At 71.8% G+C, this 25,368-nt stretch carries 24 protein-coding genes; 11 read left to right on the top strand and 13 right to left on the bottom strand.

Going from position 1 to position 25,368, the window contains the following annotated elements:
- From M2165_RS01005 to M2165_RS00950, 12 genes are all read right to left on the bottom strand, one after another.
- Nucleotides 1–795: a fumarylacetoacetate hydrolase family protein gene (locus M2165_RS01005; protein ID WP_280812798.1), complete on the bottom strand. Its 795-nt coding sequence runs from the start codon at nt 793–795 to the stop codon at nt 1–3.
- Nucleotides 771–2,156 (bottom strand): amidase, encoded by a 1,386-nt coding sequence (locus M2165_RS01000; RefSeq protein WP_280812797.1) that lies wholly within the window; start codon nt 2,154–2,156, stop codon nt 771–773. The genes M2165_RS01005 and M2165_RS01000 overlap by 25 nt, the downstream gene beginning before the upstream one ends.
- 11 nt (nt 2,157–2,167) lie before the next feature.
- The gene (locus M2165_RS00995; RefSeq protein WP_280812796.1) at nt 2,168–3,460 is read right to left on the bottom strand and encodes a TRAP transporter large permease; all 1,293 of its coding nucleotides are present in this window, start codon (nt 3,458–3,460) and stop codon (nt 2,168–2,170) included.
- Nucleotides 3,457–4,104 (bottom strand): TRAP transporter small permease, encoded by a 648-nt coding sequence (locus M2165_RS00990; protein ID WP_280812795.1) that lies wholly within the window; start codon nt 4,102–4,104, stop codon nt 3,457–3,459. Before M2165_RS00990 ends, M2165_RS00995 begins: the two co-directional genes overlap by 4 nt.
- Nucleotides 4,105–4,115: 11 nt before the next feature.
- Nucleotides 4,116–5,180, bottom strand: coding sequence for a TRAP transporter substrate-binding protein (locus tag M2165_RS00985; RefSeq protein WP_280812794.1), 1,065 nt, complete (start codon nt 5,178–5,180; stop codon nt 4,116–4,118).
- 190 nt (nt 5,181–5,370) lie between these two features.
- Nucleotides 5,371–6,198: an IclR family transcriptional regulator gene (locus tag M2165_RS00980; protein WP_280812793.1), complete on the bottom strand. Its 828-nt coding sequence runs from the start codon at nt 6,196–6,198 to the stop codon at nt 5,371–5,373.
- A 98-nt stretch (nt 6,199–6,296) separates the two neighbouring features.
- Entirely contained in the window at nt 6,297–7,028 is a 732-nt protein-coding gene (locus M2165_RS00975) for a Crp/Fnr family transcriptional regulator (RefSeq protein ID WP_280812792.1), read from the bottom strand.
- Nucleotides 7,029–7,156: 128 nt separating this feature from the next.
- Entirely contained in the window at nt 7,157–7,741 is a 585-nt protein-coding gene (locus M2165_RS00970; protein ID WP_280812791.1) for an OmpA family protein, read from the bottom strand.
- 47 nt (nt 7,742–7,788) lie between these two features.
- A complete protein-coding gene (locus tag M2165_RS00965) occupies nt 7,789–10,962 on the bottom strand; it encodes an autotransporter outer membrane beta-barrel domain-containing protein (protein ID WP_280812790.1) in 3,174 nt (1,057 codons plus the stop codon).
- Between the two features lie 276 nt (nt 10,963–11,238).
- A complete protein-coding gene (locus M2165_RS00960) occupies nt 11,239–11,616 on the bottom strand; it encodes a hypothetical protein (protein WP_280812789.1) in 378 nt (125 codons plus the stop codon).
- A gap of 101 nt (nt 11,617–11,717) precedes the next feature.
- Complete coding sequence (locus tag M2165_RS00955) at nt 11,718–12,215, bottom strand: YqiA/YcfP family alpha/beta fold hydrolase (RefSeq protein WP_280812788.1); 498 nt, start codon at nt 12,213–12,215, stop codon at nt 11,718–11,720.
- Between the two features lie 250 nt (nt 12,216–12,465).
- Entirely contained in the window at nt 12,466–13,290 is an 825-nt protein-coding gene (locus tag M2165_RS00950; protein ID WP_280812787.1) for a helix-turn-helix domain-containing protein, read from the bottom strand.
- A gap of 106 nt (nt 13,291–13,396) precedes the next feature.
- On the opposite strand from M2165_RS00950, the gene M2165_RS00945 reads away from it, so the two are divergent.
- The 3 genes from M2165_RS00945 (at nt 13,397) to M2165_RS00935 (ending at nt 16,864) form a co-directional block, all read left to right on the top strand.
- Nucleotides 13,397–14,563, top strand: coding sequence for an acyl-CoA dehydrogenase family protein (locus M2165_RS00945; RefSeq protein ID WP_280812786.1), 1,167 nt, complete (start codon nt 13,397–13,399; stop codon nt 14,561–14,563).
- 106 nt (nt 14,564–14,669) lie between these two features.
- Complete coding sequence (locus M2165_RS00940; RefSeq protein ID WP_280812785.1) at nt 14,670–15,647, top strand: tripartite tricarboxylate transporter substrate binding protein; 978 nt, start codon at nt 14,670–14,672, stop codon at nt 15,645–15,647.
- Nucleotides 15,647–16,864 (top strand): CoA transferase, encoded by a 1,218-nt coding sequence (locus M2165_RS00935; RefSeq protein WP_280812784.1) that lies wholly within the window; start codon nt 15,647–15,649, stop codon nt 16,862–16,864. Before M2165_RS00940 ends, M2165_RS00935 begins: the two co-directional genes overlap by 1 nt.
- 123 nt (nt 16,865–16,987) lie before the next feature.
- Here M2165_RS00935 and M2165_RS00930 read toward each other — a convergent pair whose 3' ends face one another.
- Nucleotides 16,988–17,743 (bottom strand): IclR family transcriptional regulator, encoded by a 756-nt coding sequence (locus M2165_RS00930; protein WP_280813153.1) that lies wholly within the window; start codon nt 17,741–17,743, stop codon nt 16,988–16,990.
- Between the two features lie 160 nt (nt 17,744–17,903).
- On the opposite strand from M2165_RS00930, the gene M2165_RS00925 reads away from it, so the two are divergent.
- The 8 genes from M2165_RS00925 (at nt 17,904) to M2165_RS00890 (ending at nt 25,354) form a co-directional block, all read left to right on the top strand.
- Nucleotides 17,904–18,902 (top strand): tripartite tricarboxylate transporter substrate binding protein, encoded by a 999-nt coding sequence (locus tag M2165_RS00925; RefSeq protein WP_280812783.1) that lies wholly within the window; start codon nt 17,904–17,906, stop codon nt 18,900–18,902.
- A 7-nt stretch (nt 18,903–18,909) separates the two neighbouring features.
- Entirely contained in the window at nt 18,910–19,830 is a 921-nt protein-coding gene (locus tag M2165_RS00920; protein ID WP_280812782.1) for an amidohydrolase family protein, read from the top strand.
- Nucleotides 19,827–20,816, top strand: a complete 990-nt coding sequence (locus M2165_RS00915; RefSeq protein ID WP_280812781.1) for a tripartite tricarboxylate transporter substrate binding protein — start codon at nt 19,827–19,829, stop codon at nt 20,814–20,816. Before M2165_RS00920 ends, M2165_RS00915 begins: the two co-directional genes overlap by 4 nt.
- Nucleotides 20,817–20,855: 39 nt before the next feature.
- Nucleotides 20,856–21,545, top strand: coding sequence for an RraA family protein (locus M2165_RS00910; RefSeq protein ID WP_280812780.1), 690 nt, complete (start codon nt 20,856–20,858; stop codon nt 21,543–21,545).
- Nucleotides 21,542–22,468 (top strand): NAD(P)-dependent oxidoreductase, encoded by a 927-nt coding sequence (locus tag M2165_RS00905; protein ID WP_280812779.1) that lies wholly within the window; start codon nt 21,542–21,544, stop codon nt 22,466–22,468. Before M2165_RS00910 ends, M2165_RS00905 begins: the two co-directional genes overlap by 4 nt.
- A gap of 92 nt (nt 22,469–22,560) precedes the next feature.
- Nucleotides 22,561–23,487, top strand: coding sequence for a tripartite tricarboxylate transporter substrate-binding protein (locus M2165_RS00900; RefSeq protein ID WP_280813152.1), 927 nt, complete (start codon nt 22,561–22,563; stop codon nt 23,485–23,487).
- Between the two features lie 14 nt (nt 23,488–23,501).
- On the top strand, nt 23,502–24,458 hold the full coding sequence (locus tag M2165_RS00895; RefSeq protein ID WP_280813151.1) for a tripartite tricarboxylate transporter substrate binding protein: 957 nt from the start codon (nt 23,502–23,504) through the stop codon (nt 24,456–24,458).
- Nucleotides 24,458–25,354, top strand: coding sequence for an amidohydrolase family protein (locus tag M2165_RS00890; RefSeq protein ID WP_280812778.1), 897 nt, complete (start codon nt 24,458–24,460; stop codon nt 25,352–25,354). The genes M2165_RS00895 and M2165_RS00890 overlap by 1 nt, the downstream gene beginning before the upstream one ends.
- Nucleotides 25,355–25,368 lie beyond the last annotated feature (14 nt).

Here is a 25,368-nt window from a genome sequence, read left to right as displayed (position 1 = left end):
TCAGAAGAAGGCATCGATCGGCGCCAGGCCGAACAGCTCCGCGCGCACATGCGTGCCCTCGGAGGCGAAGAGCCTGCCGGTGCAGGAGCCGGTGGCGACCACCTGCCCCGCACGCAGGCCCGTGCCGCGCCGTGCGCAATGGTTGGCGAGCCAGGCGAGCATGCCGCGTGCATCGGTGACCGGATGTTCGGCGACGGTGCGCGCCACGACCTGGCCGTCGAAGCGCAACTCGGCCTCGACCGCGCGCAGGTCGAGCCAGGCGGGATCGAAGGGCTGGGCCGGGCCGAGCACCAGGCCGCCGTGGCACAGCAGGTCGGCGAGCTGCGCGTCGCAGCCCGCGTCGAGCCAGTCCGCGAGCCGGGTCTCCGCGACCTCGATGGCGGGCAGCACGGCGTCGATGGCGGCCGCGGCCTCGTCGGCGCCGTAGGGCGCCGCGCGCGGCGGCATGTCGCGGCCGAGCCGGAAGCAGACCCCGGCCTCGATGCCGCGCAGGTGCCAGGCGGGGCCGCGCAGCACGGTGCCCGCAGGCCGCAGGCCCGCGGCGGGCAGCGGCGCGCACAGCGGCGAGCCGCCGTCGGCAGCGAGGCCGACCTTCCAGCCGCCGATCGGGCCGAGCCCGGCCAGGCTCGCATCCTGGACCGCATAGGCGTCCTCGCGGCTGCGGAGCCGGAGCAGCGACGACGGCACGCGCCGGCCCTCGCGACGCGCCTGGCCGAGCGCGTGCGCGGCGGCCTGCGTTCCATCGGCGGGCGCGGCCGCCGCAGCTTGTCTCAAAGCGGCGGAAAGCGTTGCCACGGGCGGCTCTTCTCGATCGCACCGGCGAGCGCGAGCAGCGCATCGTCGGCGCCCTCGGGCCCGACCAGCTGCATGCCGACGGGCAGGCCCTCCGCAAAGCCGCAGGGCAGCGCGATCGCCGGCAGGCCGACCGCGTTCGCGAAGCCCGCGAACACCGCATGGCCGCGCGGCCCGACCTCGCGGCCCGCGATCCGCGGCGGATGCGTGTCGCCGGCGGGCCAGGGCAGCGCGGCCGCCGCGGGCGTGAGCAGGAAGTCGCAGTCCTCGAAGACGCGCGCCAGCGCCACGCGCAGCCGCTCGGCCTCGTAGAGCAGTTCGAACAGCTCGCCGGCCGATGCGCGGCGCCCGGCCTCGGCGTTCGCCTGCATCGCGGGGCCGAAGCGTGAGGCGTCGATGGTCCGGTCCCACAGCGCCTGCGGATGGGCGACCAGCCAGGCCAGCCCGACCTGGGCCAGCAGCGGCCAGCGCTGGTTGACGGCCTCGGCAAGATCGAAATCCTGCGCCGTGCGCACTTCGTGGCCCAGCGCCGCGAGCCCCTCGGCGGCGGCCTCGGTCAGCGCCGCGATGCGCGGATCGACCGGATGGTCGCCGAAGCGCGGCACGAAGAGAATGCGCGCGGGGCGCGGCTCGGCGGCCTCGCGCGGCGCGGCGCGGCCGATCGCCTGCATCACCGCCCGCGCGTCGTCCACGCTGCGCGCAAGCGGCCCCGCCACCTCGAAGTCCAGGAAGATCGGCGGCAGGCCCTCGCCGCGCGGCACGCGCCCGCGCGAGGGCTTGAAGCCCACCAGGTTGGTGTGCGAGGCCGGCCGCCGTATCGAGCCGCCGCCGTCGGTGCCGAGCGCGACCGGGCAGCCGCCCGCGGCCACCAGCGCCGCCGCGCCGCCCGAGGAGCCGCCCGGCGTGAGCGCGAGGTTCCAGGGGTTGCGCGTGGGACCGAACACGGGGTTGTCGGTGTAGCCCTGCATCGTGAACTCGGGCACGTTGGTCTTGCCGAAGATCACGGCACCGGCGGCGCGCAGCCTGGCCACGGGCAGTTCGTCGCGCGCGGCGACCAGGCCTTCGAGCGCGCGGCTGCCCCAGTGCGTCGGAAGGCCGGCGACCTGCAGGTTGTCCTTGATGGTCACTGGCACGCCGTCGAGCGGGCCGAGGGCGCGGCCCGTCTGCCAGCGCGCGCCGCTCTCCGCTGCCGCGTGCGCGGCGCCCTCTTCGTCGATCGCGACCAGTGCGTTGAGCCTAGGGTTCACCGCGCGGCTGCGCGCGAGGCAGGCCTCGAGCGCCTGCGCGGGCGTGAAGCGGCCCTGCGCGAAGCCGGCCGAGAGCTCGGTCGCGGTGAGCTGCCAGAGGGGGATGTTCGCCGTCATCGTCGGCCTGCTCACATGTGCGCCGGCAACCAGGTCGCCAGCTTGGGAAAGACGATCATCAGCAGCGTGAACAGGATCATGATCAGCGCATAGGGCAGCGCGCCGAGGATCGCGTCCTGCACGTTGCCCTTGTCGGGCCGGATGCTGTGCACCACGAACAGGTTCATGCCCACCGGCGGCGTGATCAGGCCCAGTTCGCACATCAGCACGATGAAGATGCCGAACCAGATCGGATCGATGCCCACCGCGAGCGCGATCGGGTAGGTGATCGGGATCGTCGCCACCTGCATCGACAGCACGTCCATGAACATCCCGAGGATCAGGTAGAACACGATCAGCGCGAGGATCAGGCCGGTGGCCGAGAGCCCCAGGCCCGCGACCCAGCGCGTCATCGCCTCGGCCACGCCCGTGAGGCTCACCGTCAGGTTGAGGATGAAGGCCGCCACCACGATCAGCAGGATCATGCCGCTCACGCGCGCGGTCGAGATGAAGCAGTTGCGCAGCAGCTCGCGGTCGAGCCGGCCCGCATGCCACACGAAACCCAGCGCCGCGATCACGCCCAGCGCCGCGCTCTCGGCCGCGGTGGCGATGCCGAAGTAGAGGCTGCCCATGACGATGCCGAACACCACCATCGGCGGCACCAGGTGCACCAGCACGCGCAGGCGCTCGCCGAGCGGCACCGCGGGCTCGCGCATCGCCTTGCCGCTCGCGAGGCTCGACAGCGCGATCCAGACCATGAAGCACAGCGTGAGCAGCAGGCCCGGCACGATGCCGGCGACGAACAGCTTGCCGATCGAGTTGTTGGTGAGCGAGCCGTAGACGATCATGTTCACGCTCGGCGGAATCAGGATGCCCAGCGTGCCGCCCGCGGCCAGCGTGCCGAGCGAGGCGCGCATCGGATAGCCGCGCTTCTGCAGCGAGGGCAGCGCCACCGTGCCCACGGTGGCGGCCGTGGCCACCGACGAGCCCGAGGTCGCGGCGAACAGCGCGCAGCTGCCGATGTTGGTGTGCAGCAGGCCGCCCGGCAGCCGTCCGAGCCAGGCCGAGAGCGCGACGTACATGCGGTCGGCGATGCCCGAGCGCAGCAGCAGCTCGCCGAGCAGCACGAACAGCGGCACCGAGGTGAGCAGGTTCTCGTTCTGCACGCCCCAGACCACGGGCGCGATCGATTCGAGGAACGGCATCCCGTAGGCGGCGATGCCGCCGACGATGCCCACTGCAGCCATCGACACCGCGATCGGCAGGCCGGCCAGCATCATCGCCAGCATCGCGACGAAGGCGAATCCGATCAGCGCGACGTTCATGGCGTCTTTCCTTCGGCGGCCTGGCGCTGCCTGAGGTCGTCGAGCTCTTCCTTCAGCTCCTGCTTCGCGCCCTTGGGCTGGAAGTCGCGGTTGAGCGCGTCGAGGTCGCCCGCGATCAGCAGCCGCGTGGCGCGCAGCGCGAAGGCGCAGCCCACCAGCGCGAACACCACGAGCCCCGCGTACCAGACGCCCTGCGGAACGATCAGCGGCGTGGCCCACGGCGTCTGCGCGGTGCTGCGGTAGGCCATGGTGTCCTGGATCACCTTGAACGCGACCCAGGCGATGAACACGGCGAACAGCGCGAGCGAGACGATCGACACCCAGTTGAGCAGCGCCTGCGTGCGGCGCGAGAACTTCTCGTGGAACACGTCGACGCGGATGTGGCTGCGGCCCATCAGCGCGAGGCTGAAGGCGATGGTCGATCCCACCGCGAGCGCATAGCCGCCGAGCTCGTCGGCGCCCTGCAGCGAGATGTTGAAGAGCTTGCGCGCGATCGTCTCGACCGTGACCACGACGGCGAGCCCGAGGAAGATCGCGCCGAACACCGTGGCCAGCGCGGTCTCGATGCGCGCCTTCGACTCCGCGCCGGGCGCGGCCTGCGCGGGCGCTGCGGCGGGCTCGGCAGGCGGCGCGTCGGTCCTCATCGCGCCGGCGTTCACTTGAGCCCCAGCACCGGCGCGACGGTGGCCTGCCAGGCCTTCGAGCAGCCAGGGTTGGACTTGTCGCACACCTCGGCCCATACCGGCAGCGACACCTTGCTCACCGCGCCGCGCACGAGGTCGACGTCGGCGGAGGTGACCGGCACGTTGGTGAGGTTGAATTTCTTGCCGGTGGTACACGGGTCCTTGCCGGCGTTGCAGTTCAGCGCGTCCTGGAACAGGGTCTCGGAGTAGGTCCAGATCTCCTCGCCGAGCGCGTCGAAGGCCGCCTGCAGCTTGCTGCGCTGTTCGGGCGACAGCGCCTTCCACGACTTGAGCGTCATCGCGTAGCCGTTGAGCGCCATCTGGAAGCCGATCGCCAGCTGGTGCGTCGTCACCTCGGGCCAGCCGGCCGAGTTGGCCGAGCTCGGGCCGGTGATCGCGCAGTCGACCACGCCGAGCGACAGCGACTGGTGGGTGTCGGCGAAGGAGACCGGCACTGGCGTGCCGCCGATCATCTCGATGAACTTCGCGAGGTTCTGGTCGTACACGCGCACCTTCAGGCCCTTGACGTCGGCCAGCTTGGCGATCGGCTTCTTGCAGAACAGCACCTGCGGCCCGAACGGCCACACGCCGAGCAGCTTGACGCCGAACTGCGACTGCAGCCGCGCATCCGCGGTGTCGAAATACGCCTTGGCGACCTTGCGCCCGGTCGCATAGTCGGGCGCGGCGCCCACGAGGTCCAGGCCGAGGATCGTCGGCTCGTCGCGCGAGTTCTGCGACACGCGCAGCGAGACGATGTCGAACAGGCCGGCCTTCATCACGCGCAGCTGCTCCGTGTCCTTGATGCCGAGCGTGTCGATGGGCTTGTAGTCCACGTCGATCGGCAGCCCAGTGCGCGCCGCGAAGTTCTCGAAGAAGGGCTGTTCCTTGTTCTTCTGGATCAGCCCCGTGGCGAGCGGCTGGCCGATGGCCTTGAGCTTGATCCGGTCGTCGGCATGGGCCGCGGGCAGCGCGAGCGCGGCGCCGAGCGCAAGCGCGAGGGCGGCCAGGGTCTGGGGTCGGAGGAAGTGCAGCGGCATGGTGGCTCCTGGGAAACGATGGGTCGGTGCCGCTCCGCCCGGACGCGGTGCGCGGCGGCGGCGGCGGCGTGATGCCATTGAAGCGCGCCGCGGCCACTGCGCGCGGACTTTCCCGCAGCGCGGGAAGGCACGCAGAATTCCTTTGATATCAACAACTTGGCGGCGCCCGCCCGTGGAAGGAACGAAGCGCTCAGGCGCCGCGCCCGCCATAGCTCGCCGTGATCTCGTCGGCCGCGGCGCGCACCGTCTGGCCCAGCGCCGGGAAGTCGGCGCTCTTGATGCGCTGCGTGGGGCCCACGAGCGAGATCGCGCTGAAGGGCTGACCGTGCTCGTCGCGGATCGCCGCGGCGATGCAGCGCAGGCCGAGGGCGTTCTGCTCGTCGTCGACCGCATAGCCCGCGCGGCGCACCTCGCCCAGCGTCTCGTGCAGGCGCGAGGCGCGCGCGATGGTGTTGCTGGTCAGCTTGGGCAGCCCGTAGGTGCGCAGGTACTGCAGCACGTCGTCCTCCGCCATCGCGGCGAGGATCGCCTGCCCCATCGCGGTGCCGTGCAATGGTGCGCGGAAGCCCGGCTTGCCGATGGCGCGCATGGTCTCGCGGCTCTCGACCTGGGTCACGAACACGATGTCGCCGAGGTCGGCCACGCCGAGGTTGATGCTCTCGCCCGACAGGTCGCGCAGCCGGCGCATGACCGGCAGCGCCAGCTCGGCGATGCGCCGCCGCCGCGCGAAGGCCGCGCCCACCGAGAAGCAGCGCACGCCCACGTACCAGAGGTTGGTCTCGCGGTCGAACTGCACGAAGCGGCGCTGCTCCAGCGTGGTGAGCAGCCGGTGCACCGTGGAGGACGACAGCCCGCTGTGGGCGGCGATGTCGACCAGCCGGTAGCCCTCGTCGTCCTCGGCGAGCAGTTCGAGCAGCTGCATCGCGCGCGTGAGCGACTGCACCGTCCCGTCGCTGTCGCGTTCGAGGCGGATCACCGGGGAGGGCTTGGCGGTTCGGCGGGTCGGGTTGGCGGTCATGGCACCCCCTGATGCAAATTGCGCACCAGATCGTCACGGACGCGCGGGTCCGTGGCGCAGGGTGTTTACACCTAGGCGCGACCCCGCGGCCGCATGTCTCAGAGCACGCTGCCCGAATGCCGCCGCAATGCCTCGTGGTCCAGGATGCCGATCGAGTTGTAGCCGAGGCTGATCGCCCCTGCGTCGGCGAGCCTGCGCAGCGCCTTGTTGACCGACTGTCGCGTGACCTGCAGCAGCGCCGCGAGGTCTTCCTGCGTGAGCCGCAGGCCGATGCGGACCTCGTGGCCGTCGTCGGTGCCGTAGAGCGCGGCAAGGCGCTCGAGCGTGGCGGTCAGGCGCTCCGAGAAGCTGCCCATGCGCGCGGTGAGCAGGGTCTCGAGCACCTGGCGGTGCTGCTTCATCAGCATCAGCGCCATGTCGCGCCAGAGCGCGGGCTGCTCATCGAGCAGCCGCCGGATCTCCGCGGTCGGCATGCGTGCCACCGTGGTGTCCACGGCGGCACTGAAATCGTAGGCCACCCGGCCATCGACCTCGGGACCTTCGAGCACGCGCACCAGGCCGACCAGGCTGCCGGGCCCGAGCATGGTCACGGCCGCGCGCCTGCCGCCGGGCGGCGTGCGGCTCACGAGCACGTGGCCCGAGATCACGAAGAAGGTCCAGGGAGCGCCCGTCTCGCTGCCCACGAGTTCGTCGTGCGCGCGGCGCTCGATCCGGGAGCCGGCGATCAGCCGCGCCATCAGGGCCGGCGGCCAGGATGCGAAACCGGAAGTGAGCCGCAGCGCCTGCTCCATCAGTGCGGCGTCCTGCGGTGAAACGGGAACGTTGTTCATGCAATGGGTGGTCGGCACCCGCAAGCGGGCGACATGGACGGCATCCGGCTGTCCCCCGCGATCTTAGGAGACAGCCGGCGCCTCTTCTCTTTCTTCTCTCTTTCTCTTCTTCTCCTCTTCCCGGGCGCCTACGGCTTCAGCGCCCGACCCTGGATGTCGACGACCACGCGGCGGTCCGGCTGCAGGCAGGCCACGAGTTCCGCGCTGCGCCGGCTGCCCTGGCAGTCGCGCGTCACGGGCTCGCGCTCGCCCATCGAGCGCACTTCCATCGGCACGCCCACGCCGGCGTTGCGCAGGTGGTCGCGCACGGTGCTTGCGCGCTGCAGCCCGAGGCGCTCGTTGTAGGCCGGGTCGCCGAGCCGGTCGGTGTGGCCGGTGATCGTGAGGCGCTCGACCTGCATCGGCTCGGTCTGCAGCGCGCGCGCCAGCGCGTCGAGCTCGGCGCGGCCCTGCGGCAGCATGTCGGCCGGGCCCGCGCGGTCGAAGCGGAACAGCGCATCGGCGCTGAGGCTGACGCGGCGCACCGTCGCGGCCGGCGGCGGCGGCGCGGGCACCGGGGCGGGCGCCGGCGCCACCACGGGCGCGGGCGCGCAGCTCTGGCCCTGGCACCAGTGGTAGCGCTCGTCGTGCAGATTGGCGCAGCCGGCGAGCGCGAGGCCCGCGAGGGCAACGGCGCAGCGCGCGCGCAGGGAGGATGTGTCTTGGATCGGCATGGCTGGAGTCCTTCGTGTTCCGTTGATCGATGGGGTGCTCGCGCCGCTCACCACGCCACGCGCACGCCGAGCTGGCCCGACACGCCTTCGCGCTGGCTGCCGCCGAGCGAGCGCTGGTACTGCAGGCCGCCGTAGACGTACGCGGCCTTGCTCAGCGGGAACTGCGCGCCCACGCCGAGTTCGGCCCAGGTCTTCTTGCCCCAGTCCTCGCTGACCGTGGTGCCGCCGATGGTCACGCCCTGGGGATCCTTGAACTCGTGCAGGATGTTGGCCGTAACGTAGAAGGTGTTGGTGCGCACGAGCTTTTCGCCGCGCTCGGCCTTGTCGTTCCACGCCAGGCGGGCGCCGATGCGGCCGCGCAGGCTCTGGCTCGTGAAGCCGTCGACCGACGACACGCCGTCGGCAAAGCCGCGGTAGCGCGTGAGCTGATAGCTCAGCTGCGCCTGCGGCTCGATCAGCCACTGGCTCTCGCCGATCTGCCAGGGCCGGCCGACCTCGACGCTGAGCCCGACGCCGCTGCCCTTCTGCCGCGCCTCGCCGCCGAAGCGGTCGACGTACTTGTTGCGCACCGCATGGAGTTGGCCGACCAGGTCGAGGTAGCTGCCGTTGTCGGCATAGCGCGTGTGGTAGGCGCCGAGCGTGAGCATCTCGCCCTTCATGCGGCCGGTGTCGTAGCCCATGCCGGCCGCGCCGCGGCGGCGGTCGTTGAAGTCCACCTGGTTGCGGCCGTAGCCGAGGCTGATGCCGGTGTGGCTGCGCGAGCGGTCGGCGGGATCGGCGCCGTAGCGCACGGCGAGGTCCTTGCCGATCTGGAAGTACTGCATCTCCTGCTCGAAGCCGAACTGGCGCTTGCCGTCGACGTCGAGGCGCTGGGCATGCAGGCGCATCCAGAGCTGGTCGTCGGGCGCCTTGTCGCCGCAGCCGCAATGGTCCCACTTGAGCGTCTGCTGTTCGCCCACGCGCTTGTGCAGGCTGCCGAGCAGGCCCAGGCCGAGTTCGGCCGTGGCCGCCTGGCCGAGCACGTAGCCCGCCACCGCGGGGCGGAACACCTCGGGCGCGGGCACCGGCAGCGGCGCGGGCGCCGGCGCGGGCGCCGCTCCGGGCACCGGCACGGGTGCGGGCGTGTTGTAGACGCTGCTCAGGTAGAAGCTGTTGGCGTCGCCGTCGATGCGGCCGCCGCGGTGCAGCCCGTATTCGTAGGCGCCGGCCTGCACCGGCGCGGCGAGCACGAAGTTGCCCTCGCTCGAGGTGCCCGTGACCTGCACCACCTGGATGCCGTTGAGGGTGGCGGCGCCCGCACCGCCGGCATTGGCCACCAGCACGCGCGTGACACCGCTGGTGCTGCCGTTGACCACCAGCTTGTCGGTCGCGCTCGCATCGCCGCCGAGCGCGGTGTTGATGCGCACGATGCCGTTGGCGCCCGCGTAGTTGCCGTAGAGGCTCAGCACGTTGCCGGGCAGGCCGGCCGGGTTGCGCAGGTCCAGCAGGCCGGCGTTGTGCAGGTCGCCCGTGATCGTGAAGGCCTGCTGGCCCATCGAGACGCTGCTGTTGGGCTGGATGAACAGGCCCAGCGGCGCGCCGGCGCCGTCGGTGCCCGCGCCCACCGTGAGCGGTGCACCGGCCAGCGTGAGACGGGTGTTGTCGAGCGTGATCGACTCCCAGTTGCGCAGCGTGTCGCCGCCCGCGGTGACGGTCGCGCCTTGCAGCGTGAGCCGGTCGACGAAGCCGTCGGCGGCCGAGGCATCGTCGCCGCCGTCGAGCAGCTGGCTGCCGTTGTAGGCCGGCGCGGTCACCAGCGCGGTGTCGGAACCGTCGCCGCCGAGGAAGCCGCCCGAGAGGCTGCCGCCCGACCAGGCGAAGCGGTCGTCGCCGCTGCCCGCATCCACCTGGCCCGCGACCGAGCCGCCGACCAGCTGGATCGCGTCGTTGCCGCCGCGCGTGAGGATGTGGCCGGTCAGCGTGCCCGCGGTCGTGAGCGCGACCGCGCCGTCCTCGTCGATGACTGCGATGCCGGAGCGCGAGCCGTCGAGCGTGGCGCTGGCCGCGATGTCGATCGTGCCGCCCGCCGCGCCCCCGGTGTGCACCGCCGCCGCGTTGCTGCCGGAGCCGCCGGTCACCGAGCCCGCGGCCGACACCGCGTAGCGGCCGGTGCCGGCGGCGCGGGCGTTCAGGCCGTTGCTGTTGGCGCCGGTGGCCGAGGCCGTGAGGCCCGCCGCCTGCACCACGGTGGCATTGCCGGCGCCCGCCGCCGAGGCGGCCACCGCGGCCGCGTTGCTGCCGGTCGAGCTCACGCTGCCGCCGGCCTGCTCGGCCCAGGCATTGCCGCTGCCGCTCGCCACCGCGCCGATCGCGCCGCCCTGGCTGCTGGTGACGATCGTGCCCCCGCTCTGCGTGGCGCGCGCATCGCCGGTGCCCAGTGTCTGGGCCACGATGCCGGCGTTGACGAAGGTGGTGGACTCGGCGTGGATGGTGCCGCCGGTCTGCGTGGCCGTTGCGCTGCCGTTGCCGCGCGCGAGCGCATAGGCCGCGTGCGAGCCGTTGGTGGCGATGGTGCCGCCGTTCTGCGTCGAGACCGCAGCGCCCGTGCTGTAGGTTTCGGAGAACAGGGCCACGCCGTTGCCGCCCGTGCCGGTCGTGGAGATGCTGCCGCCGTTCTGGATCGCGGTCGCGGTGCCGCCGCCGTCGGTGCGCACCGCGATGCCGAAGGCGTTCTGGCCGACCGCGGTGATGGAACCGCCGTTCTGCACCACGAGCGCGTTGCCGCCCTGCTGCTGGTAGGCCTGCGCGCCGATGGTCGGACCGCCCGCCGTGCCCGCCATGGTCGTGATGCGCACGTCACCGTTGATCTGCACCTCGCGCGTGCCCACGCCTGCGCCGCCGCGGCTGGCGACGGCGATCAACGGCGTGGCGGGCTGCACGGTCAGGGTGCCCGCGCCAGCGTCGAGCACGATCTTCGCGTCCTGGCTCGAATAGAAGATGCCGGCCGCATACGGCGCCGCGTCGGTCGCAGGCGTGCCGTCGCCGTTGCAGATGGCCGTGCCGCCCGCCGCGACGGCGCCGCATTCGTTCACCGCCCAGGCGGGCGTCGCCGCGACCGCGGCCAGCAGAACGGTGCCGAGCGCCAGGCCGGAGGCCTTCTTGCCGCGCGCGGCGCAGAGCTCGCTCGCCGCGACCCATGTACCCAATGCTTCGTTGTAGACACTGCGAAAGTAGGTGTTCATATCGTCCGGCGGTCAGGCCGCCCGGCCCCAGAAAGATGAGGCCGCGATCGTCTACTTGCGTGTCGCTTTGCGCTGGGCGTGTTTGTCCCGCTTTGTCGACTGCCCGACATTCGGCGCCGGATGCGCGCATGAAATGTGAACTAGTTCGCTTCGTTGGCTAACTACTGTTAGTTTTTGGCAGCATCATCTCGGGCTTGTCGAGAGAAAGTTCACAAAAGAAGCCGGGAACGCGTGCCTATGCCTTGGGCGGCGGCACCGCCCGGGCCCGCCTGGCCCTCAGCCGTCGACCTTCGAGGCCTGGAAGTAAGGCTGCGTCGATTCCATGAACGCGTGGTGCAGCCGCGCGAGTTCGATCGCGAGCTGCTGCGCGCGCGGCCGCGCCGCCGGATCGCCGTCCGCCATGGCGCGCACCTCGGCCTCGAAGCGCACGGTGGCGTCCTTCCATGCGTCGTAGCGCTGGCGGAACTCGTCCCAGTCGAGTGCGTCGTCCGCATGCCGGCCCTCGCGCGGCGTCTCGCCGCGTGCGGCCTGAAGTTCCCACGGGCTCGCTTCGACATTGGGCCCTTCGGTGAAGGTATCGGCCGCGCGCTTGAGATCTTCCGGCGAGGGCGCGGGATGGCTGGTGGCGGGATCGGATGAGGATGAATGGGCCATGGCGGCATCTCCTGGTGCTTTGCTGGGCTCCACGCTGAACCGCAGCCCCGCCGTGCCGTGTCGGACGGGTTCCGCTCGCGGGGTCGGCGCGGCCCGGGCGCTCAGGCGGTCTGCCCGAGCCACTCGACCACGCGGCGGTGGTAGAGCGCCTTGTGGCGGTCGTCGCTGAGCGCGTGGTCGGCGCCGGGCAGCATGAAGAAGGCGAACGAGCGCGCCCGGCCGAAGGCCGCGCGGTAGCTCTCGATCACCGGCGGCGGAATCACTTCGTCCTTTTCCGAGGCGACGAGCAGCACGTCGCCCTCGAACGCCGCGCAGCAGCCGAGCGCGCGGTTCTCCGACGGCGCATGCACGCGCGCACGGAACGCACGCAGCTCGGCCTCGTCGAGCGCGACCTTGGGCGCGTTCCAGTCGTGGTCCGGATAGAGCGCGGGCGAGCGCAGCACCAGCCGGTTGACGCGGCGCACCGAGGTGAGCAGCGCCGCCATGTAGCCGCCGTAGCTGAAGCCCAGCACCGCGACGCAGCGCGGCGCACGGCCCATGCCGTGCAGCAGCGCGTCGTGGTCCTCCTCCACCTGCGCGAGGCTGTCGCGCGGCACCACGCCCGCGCGCTCGTCGTCGCGCCAGTCGGCGTCGGGCAGGCGAGCGCGGCGGCAGCGCCAGCCGAGGCCGGTGAGCTCGGCCTTGAGCTTCTCGTACTGCGGGCGGCCGTGGTCGTCCCATCCGGGACAGACGAGCAGCGCGTTCTCGGCGGCGATGGCGGGCTCCTGGGTCGTGATCGAAGCCGGGAGCTTTGACGCGGGGCGACCGGCGGCGCGTAGGCGCGGGGCTTCTGGCGGCGTCGGAAGCGCCCTAACGCAGGCCCACCTGCCGGTCCGCCATGTTGACCAGCTGCACCAGCGCCGGCCCGATGGTCTTCACGAGGTCGGCCGACTTCGCGCGGTAGCCGGGCACCGCGCAGTTGAACAGCAGCCGCCGCGGGCCGTAGCGGATGTTCGAGGCCACGCCCACCGCGAGCACGCCGAGGCCGGCGTCGCCCATGTTGATGGCGAAGCCGCGCTTGCCGTGGTTCGCGAGGCTGGCCTTGAGGCCTTCGCTGCTGCGCGCGTACTCGTCGGTGCGCTCGCGCTTCGCGCGCGCGAGAAAGCGGTTGCGCTCGGCGGCCGGGAGTTGCGCGAGCCAGGCGCGGCCCATCGCGGTCTCGACGATGCCGCGCACCGCGCCCACGCCGGGGCGCTTCAGCGTGCCCTGCTCGTGCGCGCAGGTCTCGACATAGACCACGTCGAGGTCCATCGTCACGCCCACCGACACCGCGCCCTCGAAGCGGTCCGCCATCGACTGCATCGCGGGGCGCAGCTGCGGCAGCAGCGGCGTGTTGATCACGTAGGGATAGCCGAGCGCCACCGCGGCCGGGCCGATGAAGTAGCGGTCGAGCCGCTCGTCGTGGTCGAGGAAGCCCAGCGCCTGCAGGCTGCGGCACAGGCGGCTCACGGTGGGCCGCGGCAGGCCCAGGCGGTCGGCGAACTCGCTGTTGGCATGCGCGCGCGGGTCGCGCACGAAGCTCTGCAGGATCATGAGCCCCTTGGCCAGCGTGCCCGAGAAGTCCGGATCGGCCGCGCGCACGCGGCGCAGGTCCTGCTGGTCCTTGAGCTGGTGCATCGGCCGGTCTGCGCGCATGGGTCCGCATTCTGCATGGCGGCTTGCGCATGCGCATGCGCATCACGATTCCAATATGCGAAACACCTGCCCGGCGGCTGTCGACCTTCGACCTACAGTCCGCCGCATGATCCGCGACCCCCGACGACTCGACGCCCTCCTCGACGACATCCGCGCCTTCGTGCGCACCACCTGGCATCCGCTCGAGGACGAGGTGGACCGCACCGGAGAGATCCCCGAAGCCGTGGTCGAACGACTGCGCCGCAAGGGCTACTTCGGCTGGAGCATTCCCGAGGCGCACGGCGGCCTGGGCCTGAGCACCGAGGAACTGGTGCTCTGCGCGATGGAACTCTCACAGGCCTCGGTGGCGCTGCGCGCGCGCGTGGGCACCAACACCGGCATCGGCTCCGAGGCGCTGGTGGCCGACGGCACGCCGTGGCAGAAGGAGCGCTGGCTGCCGCGCATGGCGAGCGGCGAGCTGACCGGCTGCCTCGCACTGACCGAACCCGACGCCGGCTCCGAGGCGACCAACATCCGCACCACCGCCCGCCGCGAGGGCGACCACTACGTGCTCGACGGCAGCAAGTGCTTCATCACCAACGCGCCGCTCGCGGACGTGTTCACCGTGATCGCGCGCACCGGCGAAGGCAGCCGCGGCCATGCCGGGCTCAGTGCCTTCCTGGTCGAACGCGGGCCGGGCCTGCGCACGGGTGCGCCCTACCGCAAGATGGGACAGGCAGGATCGCCGGTGTCCGACGTGCATTTCGAGCACTGCCGCGTGCCGGCCAGCCACCTGATCGGCGGTGAGGAAGGCGCGGGCTTCAAGACCGTGATGAAGGTGCTCAACAAGCAGCGCCTGCACCTGGCCGCGCTGTGCACCGGGCCCGCGATCCGCATGCTCGACCTGGCGATCGCGCACGCCACGCGGCGCGAGCAGTTCGGCCAGCCGGTGGCGAACTTCCAGCTCGTGCAGGCCCTGATCGCCGACTGCCGCACCGAGATCTTCGCGGCGCACTCGATGATCCTCGAAGCCGCGCGCGCACGCGACCGCGGCGAGGACGTGGCGCTCTCGGCATCGATGTGCAAGTACTTCGCCTCCGAGATGTGCGGCCGCGTGGCCGACCGCTGTGTGCAGATGTTCGGCGGCGCGGGCTACATCGCCGATTTCAGCCCCATCGAGCGCTACTACCGCGACGTGCGGCTGTTCCGGCTCTACGAGGGCACGAGCCAGATCCACCAGCTCAACATCGCGAAGCTCGCGCTGCGCGAGCACGCGGAAGGCGAACGGCCGTGAACCGGCTCGACGTGGCGGGTGGCCCCGCGCCGGTCCAGCGCAAGCTGCACCGCGCCGTGCCCGGCCGCCGCTTCCTTTCATCCCACCGCACCAGAGACAACGCCCGATGACTTCCCGCTCCGCTCTTTCTTCCCGTCTTGCCGGCCTGCTCGCCGCGGCCGCGCTGTCGGCCGGCGCCGCGCACGCGGTGTACCCCGAGCAGCCGATCAAGCTCATCGTGCCCTTCCCCGCCGCGGGCAGCACCGATCTGGTGGCGCGCGCGCTCGCCGTCGACCTGGGCACCGCGCTCGGCCAGCAGATCGTGGTCGAGAACAAGCCCGGTGCGGGCAGCCTGATCGGCTCCGAGTTCGTCGCCAAAGCCGCACCCGACGGCTACACGCTGCTGATGGCGGGCCTCTCCAACGTCTTCCTGCCCTACGTGCACAAGGAGCTCAAGTGGGATCCGGTCGACGACTTCGTCGGCGTCGGTCTCGTGGCCGACCTGCCCAACGTGATCGCGGTCAACGCGAAGACGCCCTATCGCACGTTCGGCGATCTGCTCGCCACGGGCAAGGCCAGGCCGGGCGGGCTGTCGTTCGGCTCGGCCGGCGTCGCCACGCCGTCGCACCTGGTCTGCGAGATGGTCAACCACCAGAGCGGCATCAGGATGCAGCATGTGCCCTACAAGGGCAACGCGCCGGCGGTCAACGACCTGATGGCCGGCCACATCCCCGTGATGTGCAACAACCTCGGCGGCACGCTGCCCTACATGCAGGGCGGGCAGATCCGCATCCTCGCGCAGACCGGCAAGACCCGCTCGGCGGCCGTGCCCGAGGTGCCGACCTTCGCCGAACTCGGCCTGTCGGGCTTCGACGCCGGCCTCTGGGTGGGCCTGGCCGCGCCCAAGGGCACGCCGAAGAAGGTGGTCGAGACGCTGAACCAGGCGCTCGCCAAGGTGCTCGCCACGCCCGAGATGAAGCAGAAGTTCGCGCGCCTCGGCGCGGCGCCGCTCGATCCGAGCCTGGCCGCATGGGCCGAGCGCATCAGGACCGACCGCCGCACATGGGACCCTGTGCTCAAGTCCGTGGACCTGAGGACGCAGTGATGACGCAGGCGACGCAGGGCCTGCCGCTGCAGGGCATCCGCATCCTCGACATGGCGACCGTGCTCGCCGCGCCCTTCGCGGCCACGCTGTGCGGCGACATGGGTGCCGAGGTCGTCAAGCTCGAACTGCCGCGCGGCAACGACACGCTGCGCGGTCTCGCGCCGGTGCACCAGGGCCACGCGCTGTTCTGGAAGACCGCCAACCGCGGCAAGCGCGGCATCTCGCTCGACGTGCGCAAGCCCGAGGGACGCGAGATCTTCCTGCGCCTGGTGGAAGGCTTCGACGTGCTGGTCGAGAACTTCCGCACCGGCACGCTCGACGGCTGGGGCCTCGACCTCGCGACGCTGCATGCGCACAACCCGCGGCTCATCGTGCTGCGGCTCACGGGCTTCGGCCAGACCGGGCCGAATGCGCGCAAGCCCGGCTTCGCGCGCATCTTCGAGGCCATGAGCGGCTTCACGCACCTGAGCGGCGAGCCCGGCGGCCCGCCGCAGCACATGAACTACCCGCTCGGCGACACCATCGCCGGCCTGTTCGGCGCCTTCGCGATCGCGACCGCGCTGGCCGAACGCAACGCGCAGCCGCCCGATGCCCGGCGCGGCGCCGAGATCGACCTCTCGGCCACCGAGGCGCTGCTGCGCCTGCTCGATCCGCTCGCAGCCGAATACCGCTTCTCCGGGGTGGCACGCGAACGCACCGGCTCGCGCGCGAGCTACACCGCGCCCTCGAACGTCTACCGCACGGCCGATGGCGCCTGGATCACGCTGGTGGGTTCGGCGGACCCGATCTTCATGCGCCTCTGCGCCGCGATGGAACAGCCCGCGCTCGCGACCGATCCGCGCTTCGATAACAACCTGCAGCGCACGCAGCACCATGTGGCGCTCGACGACATCGTCGCTGCATGGGCGGCGCACCATCCGCTCGATGCGCTCGCCGCGCGGCTCGCGCAGCACGAGGTGCCGTTCAGCAAGGTGTACTCGATCGCGGATGCGATGGACGACCCGCACTTCCGCGCGCGCGCTGCCTTCGTCGAGCTGCAGGACCCGGAGCTCGGCGCGATCCCGGCGCCCGCTGCGGTGCCGCGCTTCGTGGGGCGCGCGGCGGGCGCCGCGCCCGTGGTGGGGCCGCGCACGGGGCAGGACAACGCAGCGGTGTATGGCGAGATCGGCCTCGGGGCTGGCGACATTGCGCGCTTGCGCGAAGCCGGTGTGGTCTAGGCGGGATTTGCCCACCTCATGGGTATCCGGGCAAGGCCGCAACGGCACGATTCAGTGAAGACAGGAGAAAAGATCACGCCTTGAAGCGTGAAGCCCGCTTGCAGCCTTCCAGTCAGCAGACAGCTACGGATGCCAGGTCGACACCACCGCCGGCGTCTGCGCCGTCGGCCGGCCCGCGAGCGCGTACGAGAGCTCGTTGGCGGCCTTCATGATGGTCTTGGCGAGGCCGATCAGCTTCGCCTTCGGCAGCCGGTCGGCGGGGCCCGAGATGCAGACCGAGCCGAGCAGCGCCCAGCGCAGCCCGAAGACCGGGGCCGAAACGGTGGCGACGTTCTTCTCGCGCTCGCCGATCGAGTAGTGGTAGCCCTTCTTGCGGATCTCCTCGTAGAGCTTGCCCGGCGCGCCCGAGAACGCGAGGATGACGCGGCCCGGCGAGCCGAGTTCGAGCGGCAGCATCGCGCCCATGCGCGCGTGATGCCGGATCGGCTGCGGTCCCTCGACGCGCGCGAGGCAGGTCCGGGAGTTGCCCTCGCGCACGTAGAAGGCGGCGCTCTCGCCGGTGGCCTGGGACAGCGCGAGCAGCATCGGCTCGACGACGTTGTTGGCATCGAAGCTCGCCTGGTAGCGCGCGCCGAGCCAGCCCGCGGCGGGACCGAGGCGCCATTCGCCGTCGTCGCGCTGCACCACGTACTTCGCCAGCGCGAGCGTGCGCAGCAGGCGCAGCGCGGTGGTCTTGTGCATGCCGCTGCGCCGCGTCAGCTCGGCCAGCGTCAGGCGCTCGTCCTGCATGCCGAAGGCATCGAGCAGCTGCAGCGCGCGCGTGACGGCGGTGACGCCGCCGTTCGCCTCGGCATCGGCCTCGCGGGGCTGCTCGACCACTTCGGCGGCCTGTTTCTTGGAGGGAGACTTGTTTCGCACAGTGGTCCATGGTCCGTTGCGTGGACCACCATTGTATGGAACGAAACGCAAACCTACAGTCGCGTCCATGGCCGGAGCGTCGCTCGCGGACCCACGGATTTCAACGAACGGAGACAAAACCATGCACAGTGCGAGCCCCGGCTCCATCCCCCGCCGCACGGCCCTCGGCCTGGCCCTCGTTCCCACCCTGCTGCTCGCGTCCGGCATCGCGCTGGCGCAAGCCTATCCCTCGCGGCCGATCCGCCTGGTCGTGCCCTTTCCGCCCGGCGGCGGCACGGACATGATCGCCCGCGAGGTCGCGAACAAGGTCGCCACCTCGGAAGGCTGGACCATCGTGATCGACAACCGCCCGGGCTCGGGCGGCAACATCGGCGTCGATGCCGCGGCCAAGGCCAGCCCCGACGGCTACACGCTGGTGCTCGGCCAGACCAGCAACCTCGCGATCAACCCCTCGCTCTATGCCAAGCTGCCCTACGACCCGGTGAAGGACCTCACGCCCGTGGGCCTGGTCGCCTCGGCGCCGCTGGTGCTGGTGGTGGCGGGCAACTCGCCCTACAAGAAGCTGGCCGACGTGGTCGCGGCCGCGAAGGCGAAGCCGACCGCGCTCAACTATGCGAGCTCGGGCAACGGCACGGTCGCGCACCTCGCCGCCGAGCAGTTCCAGAAGGCCGCGGGCGTGCAGTTCACGCACGTCCCGTACAAGGGCGCCTCGCAGGGCCTGACCGACCTGGTCGGCGGCCAGATCCAGATGTACCTGTCGTCGGTGCCCACGCTGATCGCGCAGATCCGCACCGGCCAGCTGCGTGCGCTCGCCGTGACCTCGCTGCAGCGCACGCGCGACCTGCCCGAGGTGCCGACCATGGCCGAGTCGGGCTACAAGGACTTCGAGGCCGTGACCTGGTTCGGCATCGCCGGCCCCGCCGGGATGCCGAAGGAAGCGGTCACCAGGCTCAACGCGGCGTTCAACAAGGCGCTCGCCACGGCCGAGGTGCAGAAGAAGCTCCAGGCCCAGGGGGCCGAGGTGCTGTCCGGCCCGCCCGAGAAGTTCGCGACCCTGATCCGCACCGATGGCGAACGCTGGGGCGCGATCGTCAAGGCCTCGGGCGTGAAGATCGACTGAGGTCCGCATGACCGAACGCGCAGCGCATCCGGGCCCCGGCCCGGCCGCACCGTTCTCGGCCGGAACCGGCCGCACGGCCGTCGAGGTGCCGGCCGGTGCCTGCGACTGCCATGTGCATCTCTACGACGCGCGCTATCCGGCCGTCGCCGGCGCGAAGCTGCTGCCGCCCGATGCCGGCGCGGACGACTACCGGCTGCTGCAGCAGCGCACCGGCACCGCGCGCGCGGTGTTCGTGACGCCGTCGACCTACGGCGTCGACAACCGCGCGCTGCTCGACGCGCTCGATGCCTTCGGCGAGGCCGCGCGCGGCGTGGCCGTGATCGGCCCCGACACCGGCGACGAAACGCTGCACGCGCTGCATGCGCGCGGCGTGCGCGGCGTCCGGCTCAACCTCTCGCTGGGCGTCGCGAACGACGCAGCCGACCTGCTGCCGCTCGCGCGCCGCATCGCGCCGCTGGGCTGGCACCTGCAGTTGCTCGCGCCGCCCGACCTGCTTCTTGGGCTCGCACCCGCGCTCGAGGCGCTGCCGGTGCCGCTGGTCTTCGACCACTTCGGCCGGCTCGCGCCCTCGATGGCCGGGCGGCACGGCGCCCATGCGCTGATCCTGCGCCTGCTGCGCGCAGGCCGCGCGTGGGTCAAGCTGTCGGGCGGCTACATCGTGAGCGAGCGGCCCGCGCCGCACGACGACCTGATGCCGCTCGCGCGCAGCTGCATCGAGGCCGCCCCGGAGCGCGTGCTCTGGGGCAGCGACTGGCCCCATGCCTCGGCCTCGGCGGGTCACCAGCCGATGCCCGACGACGCGCGACAGATGGACCAGCTCGCGCAGTGGGCCGGCACGGCCGGCGTGCTGCGCCGCATCCTCGTCGACAACCCGGCGGCGCTCTACGGCTTCGACCTTCCACCCACAACCAACAGGGAGACATCATGATCCGCATGCACCGGCGCCGCTTCGGCGCACTGGCCCTCGCCGCGCTCGCAGCGGCCTCGAGCACCGCCTTGGCGCAAGGCGGCGGCTGGCCCACCGAACGCCCCATCACCTGGGTCGTGCCCTACCCGCCCGGCGGCACCACCGACATCCTCGGCCGCGCGCTCGCGCTGCGGCTCGCCAGCGCGCTCGGTACCACCATCGTGGTCGACAACAAGGCCGGCGCCACGGGCACCATCGGCTCGGCCTTCGTGGCGCGCGCGCCGGCCGACGGCTACACGCTGCTCGGCACCTCCATCGGCCCGCAGGCCGTGGTGCCGAACCTGCTGCCGAAGATGCCCTACGACGCCGTCAAGGCCTTCGCACCGATCTCGCTGATCGGCACCATCCCGCACGTGCTCGTGGTCGGTGCGGACCAGCCCTTCACCTCCGTGGCCGCGCTGGTCGCCGCGGCCAGGGCGCGGCCCGGCGAGATCTCCTTCGCCTCGGGCGGCAACGGCACCGTGCTGCAGATGCAGGGCGAGATGCTGCGGCTGCAGACCGGCACGCGCATGACGCACGTGCCCTACAAGGGCGACACGCCGGCGATCCAGGACGTGCTCGCGGGCCATGCCGGCTTCATGTTCGCGCCGGTGGCCGCGGCGCTGCCGCACATCAAGAGCGGCCGCCTGCGCGCGCTGGCCGTGACCTCGGCCGACCGGCTCGCGGCGCTGCCCGAGGTGCCGACCATGGGCCAGGCCGGCTTCAAGGACTTCGTCGTGGCGCAGTGGCAGGCCGTCTACGCACCCGCGGGCACGCCGGCGCCGCTCGTCGAGCGGCTGCACGCCGAGATCGTGCGCCAACTGAAAGACCCGGAACTGGTCGCGATGGCCGACAAGCTCGGCGTCACGCTCGTGGGCAGCACGCCGCAGCAGCTCGCCGAGACGCAGAAGGCCGACCTCGCCAAGTGGGGTCAGGTGATCAAAGCCGCCGGCATCAAGCCTGATTGAGCCCCCCTTCTTCTGTTCAACCTTCCTGAAAGCACTCCCATGTCCTCGTCCCTTCCCGACATCCTGCGCGACTTCGAACGCGTGCCCGCATCGGTCGTCGCGCGCGCCGCGGAATTCCAGAGCGCGATCCTGGCCGACGTGGCCGGCCGCCGCGGTGCGCTCGACGGCCGCATCAAGGCGCTGCGGCCGCGCATGAAGCTCGCGGGCAGTGCGCTCACGGTCGAGGTGCGGCCCGGCGACAACCTCATGATCCATGCCGCGATCGCGATGGCGAAGCCCGGCGACGTGCTCGTGATCGACGGCAAGGGCGACACCAGCGCCGCGCTGATGGGCACCATCATGATGACCGCCTGCCAGAAGCTCGGCATCGCCGGCGTGGTGATGGACGGCGCCTGCCGCGACAGCCTCGAGATCGACGAGATGAACTTCCCCGTCTTCGCGGTCGGCACCAACCCGAACGGACCGACCAAGAACGTCGGCGGCCGCATCGGCCATCCGGTCTCGGTCGGCGGCGTGACCGTGCATGCCGGAGACTTCGTGATCGGCGATGCCGACGGGGTGGTCGTGGTCGAGCGCGCCAAGATCGAGTCGCTGCTGCCGCTGGCCGGGAAGAAGGTGGCCGACGAGGCCGCGCGCGTGGCCGCGATCGGCCGCGGCGACACCACCGCCAAGTGGCTCGACGCTGCCCTGCGCACGGCCGGCGTTCTCAAGGAAGGCGAGACGCTGTGAGCCGCGTTCTCGTCACGGGCGCCGACCTCGCGCCGCAGGCCGTCGAACTGCTCGCCGGCCACGAACTCGTGTTCGCCGGCAAGGCGCCGACCGAGGAGGACCTCGTTGCGCTCTGCCGCGCGCACGATCCCGTCGCCATCATCGTGCGCTACGGCAAGGTCGGCGCGGCCGTGATGGACGCCGCGCCCTCGCTCAAGGTGATCTCCAAGCACGGCAGCGGCACCGACACCATCGACAAGGCCGCGGCGCGCGCGCGCGGCATCGAGGTGGTCGCGGCCGTGGGCGCCAACGCGGCGGCCGTGTCAGAGCAGGCGCTCGCGCTGCTGCTGGCCTGCGCCAAGTCGGTGGTGGCGCTCGATGCGCGCATGCATGCGGGCCACTGGGACAAGGCCACGCACAAGAGCCTGGAACTCGGCGGCCGCACGGTGGGCGTGGTCGGCCTGGGCGCGATCGGCCTGCGCTTCGCGCGCATGGCCGATGCGCTGGGCATGCGCGTGCTCGGCTTCGATCCGTTCGCGAACCAGCTTCCGGCGTATGTGCAGCGCGTCGAGCTCGATGCGATCTGGCGCGAGTCGGACGCGATCTCGCTGCACTGCCCGCTGACCGAAGACAACCGCGGCCTGGTCAACGCCGAGACGCTCGCGCGCTGCAAGCGCGGCCTGATCCTGGTGAACACCGCGCGCGGCGGCCTGATCGACGAGGCCGCGCTGCTCGCGGCACTGCGCTCGGGCCAGGTGGCGATGGCGGGCCTCGACAGCTTCGCGGCCGAGCCGATGGCGCCCGGCCATCCCTTCCAGGGCGAGCCGAAGCTGGTGCTGAGCCCGCACATCGGTGGCGTGACCAGCGACGCCTACGTCAACATGGGCGTGGCGGCGGCGCGCAACCTGCTGGACGTGCTCGCGCGGCAGCCCGCCGCGGCCTGAATCCGCGCGCATTCCTCCAAGAAGACAAGGCAATGAAGAAGACGACGGGGCGGCTGCCCCGCACCCTGGCCGTGCTGGCGCTCGGCGCGGCGATGCTGCCAGCGGCCCAGGCGCAGCAGGCCTGGCCGTCGAAGCCGGTGCGCCTGCTGGTCGGCTTCTCGGCGGGCGGGCCGACCGACGTTGTCGCGCGCGCCTTCGCCGAGCACGCCGCGCGCACGCTGGGCCAGCCCTTCGTGGTCGACAACAAGCCCGGCGCCAACACCATCCTCGCAGCCGAGGCCGCGGCAGCGGCGCCGGCCGACGGCCACACGCTGCTGCTCGCGGCGACCAACCACACGATGATTCCGGCGCTCTACAGCCAGCGCGTCAAGTTCGACGCCGTGCGCTCCTTTGCGCCGGTGTGCGCGCTCGCCGCGAGCCCCACGGTGCTGGTGGTGGGTCCGTCGATGCCGGCCAGGTCTTTCGGCGCCTTCATGCAGGCGGTCAAGGCCGAGCCGGGCAAGCGCACCTACGCCACGCCGGGCTCGGGCAGCTCGGGGCATTTCGCGAGCGCGCAGTTCACGCGGCTCACGGGCACCTCGATGAACCACATTCCCTACAAGGGCGCGGCACAGGCCGTGACCGACCTCATGGGCGGCCAGGTCGACAGCTCCTTCGCGACGCTGGGCTCGGTGCTCGCGCAGGTGCAGTCGGGCAAGCTCGCGGCGCTGGCGCTCGCGGCGCCGCGGCGCTCGGCGCTGCTGCCCGAGGTGCCGACCTTCGAGGAGCTCGGCGTCAAGGGCTACGCGGCCGACGCCTGGTACGGCCTGCTGGCGCCGGCCGGCACGCCGCCCGAGGTGCTCGCCGCGCTGCGCCGCGCCGCGACCGCTTTCACGCAGGCGCCGGTCACGCAGCAGAAGCTGCGCTCGCTCGGCATGGAGGCGCGCGACACCTGCGGCGACGCCTTCGGCGCGCAGCTCGCGCGCGAAGCGACCCTGTACGGCGAGCTCGCGCGCGCGCTCGATCTCAAACCCGAATGACATCCGCAAAGACCATGATCAAGATCCTCAAGAGCCTCCTCGCGGCCTGCCTGTTCGCCGCCGCCGGCGCCCACGCCGCCTTTCCCGAGCGTCCGATCACGCTCGTAGTGTCCTATGCGCCCGGCGGCTCGGCCGATGCGCTCGCGCGCGTGGTCGCGGTGCGCCTGGGCGAGAAGCTCGGCACCAACGTGGTGGTGGACAACCGGCCGGGCGCCAGCGGCACCATCGGCGCGGGCTTCGTGGCCAAGGCCGCGGCCGACGGCTACACCGTGCTCTACGACGCCACCCCCTATTCGATCAACCCGCACCTGTTCGCGAAGATGCCGTTCGCGGCCCACGCGCTGCAGCCGCTCGCGCTCGTGTCGCTGGCGCCGAACATCGTGATCGTGCGCGCCGATTCGCCGATCAAGGACATCCGGGGCCTGGTCGACAAGGCCCGCGCCGAACCCGGCAAGCTCAACTTCGCCTCGGGCGGCAGCGGCACGGTGCAGCGCCTCGCGGCGGAACTTCTGCGCCAGCGGCTCGGGCTCGACATGGTGCACGTGGGCTACAAGAGCGGCGGCCCGGCGATCGTCGACGTGATGGGCGGACAGGTGGACTTCATGTTCAGCACCGTGGCCGCGTCCTCGCCGCTCGTGGCCTCGGGCAAGCTGCGCGCGCTCGCGATCTCCTCGCCCGCGCGCTCGCCGCGCCTGCCCGAGGTGCCGACGATCGCCGAGACAATCGCGCCGGGCTACGAGGCCTTCGAGTGGAACGGCGTCTTCGTGCCGGCCGGCACGCCCGCGCCCGTGGCCGACAAGCTGCACAAGGCGCTGGTCGAGGTGCTCAAGGAGAACGAGGTGCAGAAGCGCTTCGCCGACGTGGGCGTGCAGCCGGTCGGCTCGACGCCCGCGGAGTTCGCCGCCTTCCTCAAGAAGGAGGACGCGCGCTGGGCCGAGGTCATCCGCAAGGGCAACATCAAGCTCGACTGATGACGACCATGCGCACGCACGAAGGTGCCCCGCCCGTCGCGGTGCCGCATTCCGCGGGCACCGCGCGTCCCGCGCTCGCGCTGCCGCCCGGTGCCTGCGACAGCCACATGCATGTCTTCGATCCGCGCTTCCCGCCCTCGCCGCACTGGCAGCGGCAGCCGCCGCGCGCCGAGGTTGGCGCCTACCGGCTGCTGCAGCGGCGGCTCGGGACGACGCGCGCCGTGGTGGTCAACCCCTCGACCTACGGCACCGACAACCGCTGCACGCTCGATGCGCTCGCGCAGCTCGGGGCCGATGCGCGCGGCGTGGCGGTGGTCGGGCAGTCGGTCACCGACGCCGAACTCGATCGCCTCGCCGCGCAGCGCGTCTGCGGCCTGCGCGTCAACTTCGTCACGCCGCAGTCGTGGGGCACGACCACGGCCGCGATGCTCGAGACGCTCGCGCGTCGGATCGCGCGGCTCGGCTGGCATGTGCAGGTCTTCGTGCATCCCGAGCGGCTGGTCGAACTCGCGCCGGTGCTCGCGCGGCTGCCCGTGCCGCTCGTGGTCGACCACATGGCGCGCATCGATCCGGCCGAAGGCCCGCGCAGCCCAGCCTATGCGGTGCTGCGCCGGCTGCTCGACGGCGGCAACGCCTGGGTCAAGCTCTCGGGCGTGTACATGCGCTCGCGCGAGGGCGCGCCGGGCTACGCGGACTGCTTCGCGCTCGGCCGCGCGCTGGTCGAGGCTGCGCCCGAGCGCTTGGTCTGGGGCAGCGACTGGCCGCACACGACGGCGGCGCCCGGCAGCGTGGACGATGCCGACCTCGCGAACGTGCTCATGGCCTGGTGCGGCAGCGAGGCCGTGCGCGACCGCATCCTGGTCGACAATCCGGCGCGGCTCTACGGCTTCGCCTGACATCGAGAAGAGGT

This window comes from Variovorax sp. TBS-050B (genome assembly GCF_029893635.1).
Lineage (GTDB): Bacteria > Pseudomonadota > Gammaproteobacteria > Burkholderiales > Burkholderiaceae_C > Variovorax.
Note: the sequence above shows the minus strand (reverse complement) of the source record. Positions and strands in the feature narration are given on the sequence as shown.

What these genes read in the sequence shown, in the direction of transcription:
- M2165_RS00940 (WP_280812785.1), top strand. Translation starts at nt 14,670, where the DNA reads ATGACTTCCCGCTCCGCTCTTTCTTCCCGTCTTGCCGGCCTGCTCGCC.
- M2165_RS00980 (WP_280812793.1), bottom strand. Translation starts at nt 6,198, where the DNA reads ATGACCGCCAACCCGACCCGCCGAACCGCCAAGCCCTCCCCGGTGATC.
- M2165_RS00975 (WP_280812792.1), bottom strand. Translation starts at nt 7,028, where the DNA reads ATGAACAACGTTCCCGTTTCACCGCAGGACGCCGCACTGATGGAGCAG.
- M2165_RS00890 (WP_280812778.1), top strand. Translation starts at nt 24,458, where the DNA reads ATGACGACCATGCGCACGCACGAAGGTGCCCCGCCCGTCGCGGTGCCG.
- M2165_RS00970 (WP_280812791.1), bottom strand. Translation starts at nt 7,741, where the DNA reads ATGCCGATCCAAGACACATCCTCCCTGCGCGCGCGCTGCGCCGTTGCC.
- M2165_RS00985 (WP_280812794.1), bottom strand. Translation starts at nt 5,180, where the DNA reads ATGCCGCTGCACTTCCTCCGACCCCAGACCCTGGCCGCCCTCGCGCTT.
- M2165_RS01000 (WP_280812797.1), bottom strand. Translation starts at nt 2,156, where the DNA reads ATGACGGCGAACATCCCCCTCTGGCAGCTCACCGCGACCGAGCTCTCG.
- M2165_RS00960 (WP_280812789.1), bottom strand. Translation starts at nt 11,616, where the DNA reads ATGGCCCATTCATCCTCATCCGATCCCGCCACCAGCCATCCCGCGCCC.
- M2165_RS00895 (WP_280813151.1), top strand. Translation starts at nt 23,502, where the DNA reads ATGATCAAGATCCTCAAGAGCCTCCTCGCGGCCTGCCTGTTCGCCGCC.
- M2165_RS00990 (WP_280812795.1), bottom strand. Translation starts at nt 4,104, where the DNA reads ATGAGGACCGACGCGCCGCCTGCCGAGCCCGCCGCAGCGCCCGCGCAG.
- M2165_RS00900 (WP_280813152.1), top strand. Translation starts at nt 22,561, where the DNA reads ATGCTGCCAGCGGCCCAGGCGCAGCAGGCCTGGCCGTCGAAGCCGGTG.
- M2165_RS00995 (WP_280812796.1), bottom strand. Translation starts at nt 3,460, where the DNA reads ATGAACGTCGCGCTGATCGGATTCGCCTTCGTCGCGATGCTGGCGATG.
- M2165_RS00935 (WP_280812784.1), top strand. Translation starts at nt 15,647, where the DNA reads ATGACGCAGGCGACGCAGGGCCTGCCGCTGCAGGGCATCCGCATCCTC.
- M2165_RS00920 (WP_280812782.1), top strand. Translation starts at nt 18,910, where the DNA reads ATGACCGAACGCGCAGCGCATCCGGGCCCCGGCCCGGCCGCACCGTTC.
- M2165_RS00965 (WP_280812790.1), bottom strand. Translation starts at nt 10,962, where the DNA reads ATGAACACCTACTTTCGCAGTGTCTACAACGAAGCATTGGGTACATGG.
- M2165_RS00915 (WP_280812781.1), top strand. Translation starts at nt 19,827, where the DNA reads ATGATCCGCATGCACCGGCGCCGCTTCGGCGCACTGGCCCTCGCCGCG.
- M2165_RS00925 (WP_280812783.1), top strand. Translation starts at nt 17,904, where the DNA reads ATGCACAGTGCGAGCCCCGGCTCCATCCCCCGCCGCACGGCCCTCGGC.
- M2165_RS00910 (WP_280812780.1), top strand. Translation starts at nt 20,856, where the DNA reads ATGTCCTCGTCCCTTCCCGACATCCTGCGCGACTTCGAACGCGTGCCC.
- M2165_RS00950 (WP_280812787.1), bottom strand. Translation starts at nt 13,290, where the DNA reads ATGCGCGCAGACCGGCCGATGCACCAGCTCAAGGACCAGCAGGACCTG.
- M2165_RS00945 (WP_280812786.1), top strand. Translation starts at nt 13,397, where the DNA reads ATGATCCGCGACCCCCGACGACTCGACGCCCTCCTCGACGACATCCGC.